Consider the following 11,535-nt stretch of genomic DNA (forward strand, 5'->3'; position numbering starts at 1 on the left):
CGGGTTCCGCCCCGATCCACGCACCTCCGTTGCTGGACGTTCCCTAGGTACTGGAAGATTCCCGTGCCATCCAGCCGGCAATCCCCTAGCGTGGCTAGCATGACGGCGGCCGGCATACCGGGCCAACGTTTCCTTCCGATCGCAACAGCCAGAATGAAGGAGCAAGATCATGGAACATCCAAAAGATCCTGTCATAGCAACACGTCCGCTGGTGCAGAAGGCCGCCCTGGCGGTCGGCATCGTGTTCTTTCTGGTCGGTGTCCTCGGATTCATTCCGGGAATCACCACCAACTACGAATCGCTCTCTGGTGCCGGCCACCACTCTGAAGCCAAGCTGCTGGGCATCTTCCAGGTCTCGTACCTGCACAATGCCGTGCATCTGCTCTTCGGTGTTGCCGGCTACCTGATGGCGCGAACCGTGCCTGCTGCCCGCAGCTACCTCATTGGCGGCGGAATCATCTACCTGGCCCTGTGGGTCTACGGGCTAGTCATTGATTTCGACAGCGCCGCCAACTTCATCCCGCTGAACGATGCCGATAACTGGCTGCATCTGGGGCTCGGTGCGCTCATGATCATCTTGGGATTGCTCCTCTCCCGCAAGGCGACCGGACAGCATCGGGACCCGCACGCAGCTTGACCAGATGCTCAATTGCTGAAGCGGGGGCCCCCCCTCTGTCCACGCAGCCATGGCAAAGTCCTCAGCGTCATCGCCATACCCAATTCCTTGGAACGCCTGGATGGCCGAACGCCGGGATTCTGGGAATCCCAGGAATCTAGGCGAGTTCGCTGGCGCAGTCGCGGCAGATGACGCCTAGGCCAGTCTTCTGCACGGCTTGGCTGCGATGGCGGATAGTGAAGCAACTGGCGCAGTGGAACTCGTCCGCTGCTTGCGGGAGGACTTCAACGCTCAGCTCTTCCTCGACGATGGCGCCAGGGAGCTCCACGCCATCGGAAAGGTCGGTTTCTTCAAGCTCGGCCACAACGCTCTTCGCGTCGGGGGCATCGGCTTGTTGCACGTCCTTGAGCGTCTTCTCGGACGCCGCGGCGAAATCCGGACGAACCTCGTCATAATCTGCAGCCATGTTCCTGCCTCCACAGGTGGGAGAATACGCGACAACCACAACGTGGTGGCGTGCCCTTCGATCGCCAAAGCCCTGGATGGCGGGCTCCGGTCCAGCGCAGCGAAGCCGCCGTCCGGAAGGCTGGCTTCGACGGCGGCTTGGCCGGCTGGCGGCCAATTGCTAGGAGCTGAGCTCCGCGGCAATGGCGCTGTTGAACGCATCGAGGTCGCCTGGATTGCGCGAGGTAATCAGCACGAAGCCGTTTGCCGGGCAGCGGAAAACCTGTTCGTCCTTCCAGGTGCCGCCGGCATTGACGACATCGGTCTTGATCGAGGTGTACGAGGTCAAGGTCTTGCCCTTGGCCAATCCGGTTTCCACCAGCAGCCATGGCCCATGGCAGATGGAAGCGATCGGCCGGCCCGAACCGGCAAAGGACTTGGCAATGCGCTGGGCATCGGCATCCAAGCGGAGATTGTCGGCATTCAGCGTCCCGCCGGGGATCAGCAGCAGGTCGAAATCCTGTTCGTTCACTGCCGCCAGCGCTTCACCGGCTTCGAAGACCTCCCCCAGATCCCAATCGCCGACCAGCGACTTGACCTGGCCGGCCTCCGGGGCCGCGATCACCACTTCCGCACCGGCTTGGCGCAAGTGCTCCACTGGCTTCTTCAGCTCATCCTGCTCGACTCCGCGGTTGGAAACTGCCGCAAGAACTTTCTTGCCTGCTAGGTCTGGCATATTCACGCTCCTTTCATCGTCCACAGCCCACTGTGCTCTGGGCAGCTACCGCAGGCAAGCCGCAGTCAGGAAGCATCCAGCTGCCGGCTTCGGATCGGGCTTTCGCCGCGCTGCCATGCGCCTTGAACGCGCACAGCAGGCCTTGCCGCGGTGGAGGCGGCATGGCCTGCTGTGCTGGGAAGCAGATGATCAGGCGTTGATCAGCTCGGCATCTTCCTTGGCCTTCTTGCTAGCACGCACGTGCTTGTAGGCGGTGAATGCCAGCGTCAATGCGAGGATCGAGTACAGGGTAATCGTGATTCCGCTGGAAACCAGGATGCTCGCATCGCCTTCCGAGACGGTCAGTGCACGGCGCAGCTCGGTTTCGGCCAACGGGCCGAGGATTACTGCAATCAGTACCGGAGCCAAGGGGATCTCGTAGCGTCGCATCACGAACCCAACCAGTCCCACACCCAGCAGGATCCACAGATCCAGCAGCGCGGCGCTGATGGCGTAGACGCCGAGGACCGAGAGCACGGTAATGCCTGCGTACAGGTAGTGGCGCGGAACCAGCAGCAGCTTGGCCCACAGCACCGCGAACTGCATGTTCATGACCAACAAGATCACCAGTCCAATGAACAGCGAGGCCAGCAGGGTCCACACCATGGGGCCGCTGCGTTCGAACAGCAGCGGGCCTGGCTGCATGCCGTACTGCTGGAAGGCGGCGATCATGATGGCCGCGGTAGCACTGGTGGGCAAGCCCAGGGCCAGCAAGGCGCCCATGGCGGTGCCGGCGGTGGCATTGCCAGCGGCTTCCGGAGCAGCCACGCCTCGGATGGAACCGATCTGGCCGAATTCGATATCGCCGCGGCGCTTGGCCAGGCGCTTTTCGGTGCCGTAGGCCAAGAAGGTCGGCACCTCGGAACCGCCAGCAGGGATGATGCCGAAAGGCAGGCCGAAAGCGGTACCGCGCAGCCATGCCGGCAGGGCCTTCTTGATGTCGTGGCGGTGCAGGCGCGGACGGCCGCTTGGCTTGATTTTCACAGCTTCCGGATCGCGGTGGATGCGCGAGGCAATGTGCAGCACTTCGCCCAGGGCCAGCAGGCCCACGGTGATCACCACAATGGAGATGCCGTCGAAGAGCTGCGGCAGGCCCAGGGTGTAGCGGATGGTTCCCGAAGGCCCATCCACCCCGACCATGGCCAAGACCAGTCCGATGCCCAGGGCCACCAGGCCCTTGACGATCGAATCGGAGACTACCGAGGAGATTGCAAGGAAGGCGAAGACTGCCAGCGCGAAGTATTCAGCCGGACCGAAAGCGGTGGCCAGCTTGACCAGGGTCGGAGCGAAGAACACCACGACGGTGGTGGCCAGCAGGCCGCCAATGAAGGCGCCCATGGCCGCAGTTGCCAGGGCCTTGGCGGCCAGGCCGTTGCGGGCCATCCGGTGGCCTTCGAAGGTCGAGGCGATCGCCGAGGAATTGCCCGGCGTATTGAGCAGGATGCCCGAGGTGGAGTCGCCGAACAGCCCGCCATAGTAGACGCCGGCGAACATGATGAACGCGGCGGTGGGATCCAGCGAGAAGGTAATAGGCAGCAGCAGCGCCACGGCCATCGCCGAGCCCAGGCCGGGCAGCACGCCTACGGCGGTGCCCAGCAGGGCACCAAGCAGCACCCACAGCAAGTTCATTGGGGTCAGTGCGTTTGAGAATCCCTCAAGCAGCAGATTGAGCTGTTCCATCTAGAGCAGTCCTTCCAGGAATCCCGCAGGCAGGTTCAATCCCAGTCCGGCGTTGAAAGCCAACTGGATCACGCAGGAGAAGAGCAGTGCAATGCTCACGTCGAATAGCGCCTTCTTGCTGCCCAGTGCGCGGGCAACGACCCAGAACAGGGCTGCCGCGCTGAGGATCCAGCCGGCGTAGGGCAGGATCAGGATGAAGCCGACGACGCCGGCCACCACCATGCCCATGGTCTTCCAGTCCGACTGGGTCTTGTACTGCTTTTCTTCCGAGGCCGGCGCGGCTGCGCCGCCACGCGGGGAGCGGAAAATCTGGATGGTGTGGGCGATGACCACACCGTAGAGCAGCACGCACACAATGGTCGGGAAGAACTGCGGGCCGGGGACCGACTTGCCCAGTACCTCCATGGTGGCGGTCTGCCAAGTCAGGAAGAGCGCCAGGGCCAGTACCAGAGCCGGGACGATCAGTTCGCTGCGCCCGCTGAAGAAGTTCTGGGCAGGGGCGGCGTTACGGCGGGTGCCGGTGCCGTTGCCGGTGCCTTCTGTTGCTTGGGGTGCTTGAATGCTCATAGTCCCAGTCCCTTGACGATTTGTTCCGTGACTTCGATTTCGCTGTCCACGTAGTCTTCGAATTCCTTGCCGATCATGAAGCTGTCGGTCCAGTTATTGCGCTCCAGCGCATCTTTCCACTGCTCGGATTCATGGATTTCGTGGACCATGTCCACGAAGACCTGCTTGTCCTCTTCGGTGATGCCCGGGGCACCGACGAAGCCGCGCCAGTTGGCCATGACCGCGTCAACTCCCTGTTCCTTGAAGGTCGGGACGTCGACCCCCGGCAGCCGTTCTTCGGAGGAGATGGCCAGCGCCCGCAGGTTTCCGGCTTCGATCTGGTCAGCTACTTCGTTATAGCCGGACATGCCGCCAACGGTGGTGCCTGCCAGCATCGAGGTCAGTGCCTCGCCGCCGCCGGAGTAGGCGATGTAGTTGGCCTTGGACGGGTCGATGCCCACTTCCTGGGCCACCGCACCGGTGAGCAGGTGGTCGATCGAACCCAGCGAACCGCCGGCTATCGAGGTTTTCCCCGGGTCCTTCTTCCAGGCCGCGATGAACTCGTCCAGGGTCTTGATCTCGGACTTGGCCGGCACTACCAGCACCGCGTAGTCATCAGACATGCGTGCGATCAGCTCCACGTCCTTCATGGTGGCTTCGGAGTTGGCCAGCTCGATGGCGCCGATCATCACCCCGCCGGTGGCCATGAGCATGTCGTGGCGCCCGGTCATCTGCACGAATTGGCTCAAGCCGATGGTGCCGCCAGCTCCGGGGATGTTCGTGACCTGCACGTTGTTCACTGCGCCGATGGACTTCAGTGCCTGCTGGGCTTCACGGGCGAAGCCGTCCCAGCCGCCGCCGGGCGAGGCAGGTGCCATGATGACCAACTTGTTCCGCGCCGAGGACTCTCCGCCCGACGCTGCCGCGTTGGTGAATGCGAGTCCCGCTACCGCCACGACGACAACGCCGTACAGGGACCGGCTCAAGATGCGTTTGCTCACCATTTTCCGTAACCTCATTGTTAGTGATTCACCTCACCGATTCCCGGTGCGGCCTTTCCCAGTGTGCAGTCAAAGTGAGCCGAAACACACCGGGAATGCGGTTCTGGTCATAACGGGCAATTAAGAAAATAAAAACAACGGGAGCAAGCGGGTCCACCATGCAATGGATAAAGAACAGCCAGCGCTTCCGCGTTCGCATCCTGTTCCTGCAATTAGCCATCGTGCTGATCACGCTGCTGGCAGTTTCGGTGATCGTGATGCGCTTCGAGATCAACCGGGTGGAGGACAGCGCTTTCAGCCGCGTCGCCCTGGTGGCCGAGGAAACGGCCCAGCTGGCCCCGATTGGCCACGCGCTGGCAAAAGATCCCGAAAACGCAGCCGAAGTCGTCGCCCCGCTGGCCCACCTGGCCGAATCGGCATCCGGAGTGGACTATGTGACCATTGCCGATCTGAACGGCATCCGCGTGGCCCACCCCGATCCCGGGTCCATCGGCCAGCCGGTTTCCTCGGATCATGAATCCATCCGCAACGGCGAAACCTTCAGAGGTGTGGAGGAAGGCCCCCTGGGCGTCACCCTGCGGGTGAAGCAACCGGTCTTCGATGAGGGGAAGATCGTTGGCACCATCTCCGTGGGCATCCTGCAAAGCAAGGTGCGCGCCAGCCTGGTTGATATCGTCTGGGCATTCGCGCCGTGGATTATCCTGGCCGTGGCCATCGGCTCCCTGGCGGCCGCGCTGGTGGAACGGGCCATTCGCAGGATCTACCGGGTTGATCCCGAAGAGGTGGATTCGCTGAAGCAGGCGCAGCAGGCGGTGCTCTACGGAGTCAGCGATGGCGTGCTGGGCGTGGATGGCAATGGCCGGCTCACCTTGGTCAACGGAGAAGCGCGCCGGCTGCTGGACCTTCCCGAAGACACTGTGGGCCAGCAAGCCGAAGAGGTCCTGGACCAGAGCCTGGTAGACCTGCTGCGCAGCGACTCCCCCGAGGCCGAATCGGTGCAGAACGTGCTTTCCGGAGAACGGGTGCTGATTGCCACCCGCCGCGAGGCGATGCTGGGTCCCAAGCACTATGGACGCACCCTGACCTTGACCGACCATACCGAGCTGGAAGAGACCTTGCGCGAGTTGCGCGGCCAGAGGTCCTTGGCCGATACGCTGCGCGCCCAGGCCCACGAATTCACCAACCGCTTGCACCTGCTCTCGGGGCTGATGTCCATCGGCGAATACGAAGAAGCCAAGGAGCATATCCAGCGTTTCTCCGGCGCTCGCGGCGAGCATCCGGAAACGCATCTGGGCGACCCCACCCTGTCAGCGCTCTTCGTTGCCAAGCAGGCCGTGGCCAGCGAAGCCGGGGTCCGGCTGGAACTGCACCCGTTCTCCGCAGTGGTGCCCGGAACCGTAATTGACGACGATGCCATCACCGTCGCCGCGAACCTGCTGGCCAACGCCATCGAGGCCGCCGGCGATGGCGGCGTGGTGTCATTGCACTTGAACGCCGGGCCCACCGGCGTGCGCATCGCGGTCAGCGATTCCGGCCCGGGCATCAAGGAAGGCGAGGCGGCCCGCCTGGTGCAGCTTGGCTACAGCAGCAAGACCGGCGCGCCGGGCGCAGTCCACGGACGGGGCATCGGCCTGGCCCTGGTCGACCGCATCCGGACCCGGCGCGGTGGCGTGCTGAAGTTCGGGTCCAGCGATCTGGGCGGAGCCGAGGTCATCGCCGCCTGGCCTCCGTTGAAGGGACCTATGGTTAAGCAGAGCATTCCCATTCCCGTGCAAGGAGATTACTTCAATGATTAAGACACTCGTGGTCGATGACGACTTCGCAGTGGCCGGGCTGCACCGCCGCTATCTGCAGGGCATGGAGCATTTTGAAGTGGTCGGCGTGCTGGAGCGCGGTTCCGGCGTGGTTCCCTTTGTGCAATCCGGGCAGGTGGATCTGGTCTTGCTCGATGTGCACCTGCCGGATCTGACCGGGCTGGAAGTACTGGCCCAGCTGCGCGCAGCTGGGTCCGACGCGCACGTCATCATGATTACCGCCAACAATGAACGCGATGCGGTGCGCCAAGCAGTAGGCCACGGCGTCGAGGATTACCTGGTCAAGCCCTTCACCGTGGACGAGTTCAAGCAGCGTCTGGCGCTCTATGCCCAGCGCGTTTCGGAGCAGCCCGAAGAAGTGGCGCAGCCAGAGGAGCAGATCGACGAGCTGGGCCAGGCCGAGATCGACCAGCTGCTCCAGGCCGCCAGTGGACGAGGGGATGCCAGGATCCCCGAAGTCCTCGAACTGGCCCCCGGGGCCGTCAGCGGCGCCCAGACCGAACGATTGCCCAAGGGCTTCACCGCACCCACCATGGCACTGGTCGGAGAAGCCTTGCGCAGCGCACCTGGCCAGCCGGATGGCACCTTGTCTTCCTTGGAGGTTGCCGAAATTTGCGGGATCTCCCGGGTCAGTGCCCGGCGCTACCTGGACTTCCTGGTCACGGCGGGCAAGGCCCAGCTGCGTCCGCGCTACGGTTCGGCAGGCCGTCCCGAGCACCGGTATTCGTGGGTCGGCTGAATTTCCTGCACTCCACTGGCCTTTAATGCACATTAGTGTATACACTAATTTCGGATCCACGTTTTCCCACGTCTTCATTTCCGAAAGGCCATCTCATGACAACCCATGCTCAGGAAACCGCTGCCAACGTCGCAGACGTCATTGTGGTCGGCGGCGGCAACGCGGCCTTCACCGCAGCACACGCGGCAGTGACCCGCGGCCGCAAGGTTCTGCTCCTGGAAAAGGCTCCGCGCGACCAGTTCGGCGGCAACAGCTACTACACCGCAGGTGCAACCCGCATTGCGCACAACGGCCTGGAAGACCTGCAGGATCTGGTGGAATTCGATGAGCGCCACCCGCTCTCCGAAGTTCCGCCCTACTCCGAGGCCGACTACGCCGGCGACATCGCCAAGGTAACCGAAGGCCGCAACGACAAGGAAATGACCGAAGTCCTGGTCAAGGAAGCAGCACCCGGCCTGCGCTGGCTCAAATCCCTGGGCCTGAAGTACCGGCTGATGTACGAACGCCAGGCCTACAAGACCCCCGAGGGCGGCTACCTGTTCTGGGGCGGCCTGCACGTGGGCAACGTCGACGGCGGCGAAGGCCTGATGAAGGACCACCTGGAAGTAGCCCAGAAGCTGGGCACCGAAGTCCGTTTCGAGCAGGACGTCTACGGCCTGATCGTGGAAGAGGGCAAGGTGGTGGGCGTCAAGGTCCGCGCCAACGGCGAAGAGCAGGAACTGCGCGCCGAGTCGGTCATCCTCGGCGCTGGCGGCTTCGAATCCAGCCCGCAATGGCGCCAGGAGCACCTGGGCGAAGGCTGGCAGAACGCCAAGGTCCGCGGCACCCCATTCAACAATGGCGAGATGCTGGCCGCCGGCCTGGAAATCGGCGCCGCCAAGGGCGGGGACTGGAGCACCTGCCACTCGGTCCAATGGGACGCGCTGACCCCGAAGAACGAATCCAACCGCGAGCTGACCAATCGCCTGACCCGCCAGTCCTACCCGCTGGGGATCATCGTGAACAACCGCGGCGAGCGCTTCCTGGATGAGGGCGCGGACTTCCGCAACCTGACCTACGCCAAGTACGGCAAGGTGATCCTGCAGCAGCCGGACTCCATCGCCTACCAAGTCTTCGACGCTTCGCTGCGTCCGATGCTGCGCGCCGAAGAATACGAGATGCCGGAGATCTCCGAGGTCATCGCCGACACCGTTGAGGAATTGGCGCAGAAGATCGGCGTGGATCCAGCGGCGCTATCCAAGACCGTCTCGGAATTCAATGCTTCCATCGACACCACCATCGCCTACGACCCGAACGTGCTCGATGGGCGCGCCGCGAAGGTAACTCCGCCTAAGAGCAACTGGGCCAACCCGCTTGAGACCGGCCCGTTCTACGCCTACCCGGTCACCTGCGGCATCACGTTCACCTTCGGTGGCCTGAAGGGCAACACCGACGGCCAGGTGCTGGACGAGAACGGCGAGATCATCCAAGGCCTGTACGTCTGCGGCGAAATGCTCGGCGGCCTGTTCTCGGCCAACTACCCGGGCGGTTCCGGCCTGGCTGCCGGTGTGGTCTTCGGCCGGCGTGCCGGTAACCTTGCCTAAGTACTAAATCCCATTGTTCCGCCAGTACGCCTGTACTGGCGGAACAATGGTTTTACCCGCCATCCAGCCTTAGACGAGAATGGGGATCATGGCCAAGCTCGATTCGGATTCAATCCATGCCCAGCTCAAGGACGACTTGCTGCAAGGCGCATTCCAGCCCGGGGATGCCCTGCGCGAGGTCGCCCTGGCAGAACGCTTTGGAGTTTCCCGCACCCCGGTGCGCGAAGCCCTGACCCGCCTGCTGCATGAAGGGTTGCTGGAACGCCGCGCCCGCGGTCTTTTCGTCAAGGAAATCGACCCCGAGCAGATCATGCAGGTCTACGACCTGCGCATCCTGCTCGAGGGCCAGGCCGCCCAGGAAGCCGCCTCGGTGCGCACCGAAGTGGACCTGATGCGGCTGCAGGCCCTGGTTGACCGGGACCGGGCACTGTCCGAACCAGATGACGCCACCCGCTTGGCCACCAACATCGAGTTCCACCGCGCGCTCTGGCGCGCTGCGCATAACCCGGTGCTGGAAGATCTGCTGGAGCGCCTGGCCACCCACCAGATCCATGCCCCTACATCCACGCTCTCGGTCGGCTCGCGGTGGACCGAAGCGCTGGAGGAGCACCAGCGCATCGTGGAGAACATCCGCGAGCGCGACAGCGCCAAGGCCTGCGGACTCATCCAGGCCCATATGGCCACCGCCAAGGCGCTGCGCTTGAAGATGTTCGCCAGCCTGATGCACTAGCGCCAGGCCCACGGCAGCCGGGACGTCTCGAGTTAGGCCAATGCATCGCTGGTCTGTAGACTGGAAGCATGGCTCTGGTTGTCTCAACGCATGCGCAGCGGCTTCTCGCTGCCGTTTTCCCCAAGGGAAAACTGCTGACCAAGCTAGCCAGCGGCACCAATGGGTGGTTGAGTTCCTGGGGAACCAACGCCCACGGCGAGATCGCCGGCTGCCCGCCACCGCGCCACTAGTTGCGCGGTCCCGATTCCTGGTTTTTCTCCGGTGGATTCCGCGCGCCCTCGTGCCCTTTTCCCGGATCCCAGAAAGACCCGTTACTTTGCCATACCCCTCAACTGGCGTATCCCGCCAAGCACCCCACGCCCTGTGGCGTGGAATCCGCCAAACCCTCAAGCAGGACTCGATGGGCGGGCTGCTGCTGCTCTGCGCCACCCTCGCCGCCTTGGCCCTGGCCAATTCCCCTGCAGCCCCATGGTACGAGGGGTTGCGCGACTTCCGTTTCGGCCCCGAGTCCCTGCACTTGAATCTTTCGGTCGGAGCCTGGGCCGCTGACGGCCTGCTCGCCATCTTCTTCTTCGTTGTCGGCTTGGAACTCAAGGAAGAATTCGTTGTCGGCAAATTGCGCAATCCGCGCACGGCGATCGTTCCGGTGGCCGCAGCCGTAGGCGGCGTGGCGCTGCCGGCACTGTTCTACGTCCTTGTCATCTCCGCATCGGGAAGCTCCGCCATCAACGGCTGGGCAATCCCCGCAGCCACTGATATCGCCTTCGCGATCGCCGTGATCGCAGTGGTGGGCAAGTTCCTGCCACCTGCCCTGCGCACCTTCCTGCTCACGCTGGCGGTGGTCGATGACCTGCTGGCCATTTCCATCATTGCCATTTTCTACACCGATAACCTGGCCTGGCTGCCGCTGCTCCTCGCGCTGCTGCCACTGGCGGCATTCGCGCTGGCAGTGCAGCGCGGGGTCCGCGCCTGGTGGGTCCTGATCCCGCTCGGCGCCACCGTCTGGGCATTGGTGCATGCCTCGGGAATCCACGCCACGGTGGCCGGCGTGCTGCTGGGCTTCATGGTTCCGGTGATTGCCACCCAGCGGGCGCATGTGCGCACCGGGAGCACCGAGCAGGGCGAAGCGATCCACGAAGGCCTGGCCGCCCACTTCGCGGACCGGTGGTCCATTCCCTCATCCATCATCGCCATTCCGGTGTTCGCCTTCTTCGCTGCCGGTGTTCCGGTCGGCGGCCTGTCCGGACTGGGCGAAGCGCTGGCCAGCCCGGTGGCACTGGGCATCATTGCCGGCCTGGTGCTGGGCAAGTCGATGGGCATCACCGCCGCCACCTTCCTGGTCACCAGGCTTCCGGGAATCAAGCTGGATGGCAGCATCAAATGGCCTGATGTGCTGGGGCTGTCCTTCGTGGCAGGCATCGGCTTCACCGTCTCCCTGCTGGTCGGCGAGCTGGCCTTCGGCCAGGGCGGCGAGGAAGCGCAGTACGTGAAGGTCGGGGTGCTATGCGGTTCGCTGCTGGCCGCGGTCATCGGCGCGGCGCTGCTCGGGTCGCGAAATCGCGCGTACCGCGCGGCGGCCAAGACTGCTGCATAGCTAGCCCTGCTGC

General features: G+C 63.7%; 12 protein-coding genes. 7 read left to right on the top strand and 5 right to left on the bottom strand.

What is annotated here, in order from left to right:
* Nucleotides 1-169 precede the first annotated feature (169 nt).
* Entirely contained in the window at nucleotides 170-637 is a 468-nt protein-coding gene (locus tag ACNPN0_RS14410; RefSeq protein WP_105658756.1) for a DUF4383 domain-containing protein, read from the top strand.
* A 136-nt stretch (nucleotides 638-773) separates the two neighbouring features.
* Here ACNPN0_RS14410 and ACNPN0_RS14415 read toward each other — a convergent pair whose 3' ends face one another.
* The 5 genes from ACNPN0_RS14415 to ACNPN0_RS14435 form a co-directional block, all read right to left on the bottom strand.
* A complete protein-coding gene (locus ACNPN0_RS14415) occupies nucleotides 774-1,082 on the bottom strand; it encodes a DUF4193 family protein (RefSeq protein WP_365945421.1) in 309 nt (102 codons plus the stop codon).
* A 159-nt stretch (nucleotides 1,083-1,241) separates the two neighbouring features.
* Nucleotides 1,242-1,796, bottom strand: a complete 555-nt coding sequence (locus ACNPN0_RS14420) for a type 1 glutamine amidotransferase domain-containing protein (protein ID WP_105658754.1) — start codon at nucleotides 1,794-1,796, stop codon at nucleotides 1,242-1,244.
* Nucleotides 1,797-1,985: 189 nt separating this feature from the next.
* Complete coding sequence (locus ACNPN0_RS14425; protein ID WP_190264143.1) at nucleotides 1,986-3,515, bottom strand: tripartite tricarboxylate transporter permease; 1,530 nt, start codon at nucleotides 3,513-3,515, stop codon at nucleotides 1,986-1,988.
* Complete coding sequence (locus ACNPN0_RS14430) at nucleotides 3,516-4,082, bottom strand: tripartite tricarboxylate transporter TctB family protein (RefSeq protein ID WP_448937933.1); 567 nt, start codon at nucleotides 4,080-4,082, stop codon at nucleotides 3,516-3,518.
* Complete coding sequence (locus ACNPN0_RS14435; RefSeq protein ID WP_332489379.1) at nucleotides 4,079-5,065, bottom strand: Bug family tripartite tricarboxylate transporter substrate binding protein; 987 nt, start codon at nucleotides 5,063-5,065, stop codon at nucleotides 4,079-4,081. Before ACNPN0_RS14435 ends, ACNPN0_RS14430 begins: the two co-directional genes overlap by 4 nt.
* A 155-nt stretch (nucleotides 5,066-5,220) precedes the next feature.
* Here ACNPN0_RS14435 and ACNPN0_RS14440 point away from each other — a divergent pair, with 155 nt between their 5' ends.
* The 6 genes from ACNPN0_RS14440 (at nucleotide 5,221) to nhaA (ending at nucleotide 11,522) form a co-directional block, all read left to right on the top strand.
* Nucleotides 5,221-6,858 carry an ATP-binding protein gene (locus ACNPN0_RS14440; RefSeq protein WP_448937932.1) on the top strand — a complete coding sequence of 546 codons (1,638 nt, stop codon included), beginning with the start codon at nucleotides 5,221-5,223 and terminating at the stop codon, nucleotides 6,856-6,858.
* Nucleotides 6,851-7,615 (top strand): response regulator, encoded by a 765-nt coding sequence (locus tag ACNPN0_RS14445; RefSeq protein WP_448937931.1) that lies wholly within the window; start codon nucleotides 6,851-6,853, stop codon nucleotides 7,613-7,615. The genes ACNPN0_RS14440 and ACNPN0_RS14445 overlap by 8 nt, the downstream gene beginning before the upstream one ends.
* A gap of 95 nt (nucleotides 7,616-7,710) precedes the next feature.
* Nucleotides 7,711-9,198: an FAD-dependent tricarballylate dehydrogenase TcuA gene (gene tcuA, locus ACNPN0_RS14450; RefSeq protein ID WP_448937930.1), complete on the top strand. Its 1,488-nt coding sequence runs from the start codon at nucleotides 7,711-7,713 to the stop codon at nucleotides 9,196-9,198.
* An 88-nt stretch (nucleotides 9,199-9,286) separates the two neighbouring features.
* A complete protein-coding gene (locus ACNPN0_RS14455) occupies nucleotides 9,287-9,928 on the top strand; it encodes a GntR family transcriptional regulator (protein ID WP_365945428.1) in 642 nt (213 codons plus the stop codon).
* 68 nt (nucleotides 9,929-9,996) lie between these two features.
* Nucleotides 9,997-10,158, top strand: a complete 162-nt coding sequence (locus ACNPN0_RS14460; protein WP_166650850.1) for a hypothetical protein — start codon at nucleotides 9,997-9,999, stop codon at nucleotides 10,156-10,158.
* Between the two features lie 86 nt (nucleotides 10,159-10,244).
* Nucleotides 10,245-11,522, top strand: a complete 1,278-nt coding sequence (gene nhaA, locus ACNPN0_RS14465) for a Na+/H+ antiporter NhaA (protein ID WP_448937929.1) — start codon at nucleotides 10,245-10,247, stop codon at nucleotides 11,520-11,522.
* Nucleotides 11,523-11,535: the final 13 nt, after the last annotated feature.

It is taken from the genome of Glutamicibacter sp. AGC84 (assembly GCF_053543575.1).

Bases quoted from the DNA above. Each gene is read 5' to 3' on its own strand.
- ACNPN0_RS14435 (WP_332489379.1), bottom strand. From the start codon at position 5,065: ATGGTGAGCAAACGCATCTTGAGCCGGTCCCTGTACGGCGTTGTCGTC.
- ACNPN0_RS14445 (WP_448937931.1), top strand. From the start codon at position 6,851: ATGATTAAGACACTCGTGGTCGATGACGACTTCGCAGTGGCCGGGCTG.
- ACNPN0_RS14460 (WP_166650850.1), top strand. From the start codon at position 9,997: ATGGCTCTGGTTGTCTCAACGCATGCGCAGCGGCTTCTCGCTGCCGTT.
- ACNPN0_RS14420 (WP_105658754.1), bottom strand. From the start codon at position 1,796: ATGCCAGACCTAGCAGGCAAGAAAGTTCTTGCGGCAGTTTCCAACCGC.
- tcuA (WP_448937930.1), top strand. From the start codon at position 7,711: ATGACAACCCATGCTCAGGAAACCGCTGCCAACGTCGCAGACGTCATT.
- ACNPN0_RS14425 (WP_190264143.1), bottom strand. From the start codon at position 3,515: ATGGAACAGCTCAATCTGCTGCTTGAGGGATTCTCAAACGCACTGACC.
- ACNPN0_RS14455 (WP_365945428.1), top strand. From the start codon at position 9,287: ATGGCCAAGCTCGATTCGGATTCAATCCATGCCCAGCTCAAGGACGAC.
- ACNPN0_RS14415 (WP_365945421.1), bottom strand. From the start codon at position 1,082: ATGGCTGCAGATTATGACGAGGTTCGTCCGGATTTCGCCGCGGCGTCC.
- ACNPN0_RS14410 (WP_105658756.1), top strand. From the start codon at position 170: ATGGAACATCCAAAAGATCCTGTCATAGCAACACGTCCGCTGGTGCAG.
- ACNPN0_RS14440 (WP_448937932.1), top strand. From the start codon at position 5,221: ATGCAATGGATAAAGAACAGCCAGCGCTTCCGCGTTCGCATCCTGTTC.
- ACNPN0_RS14430 (WP_448937933.1), bottom strand. From the start codon at position 4,082: ATGAGCATTCAAGCACCCCAAGCAACAGAAGGCACCGGCAACGGCACC.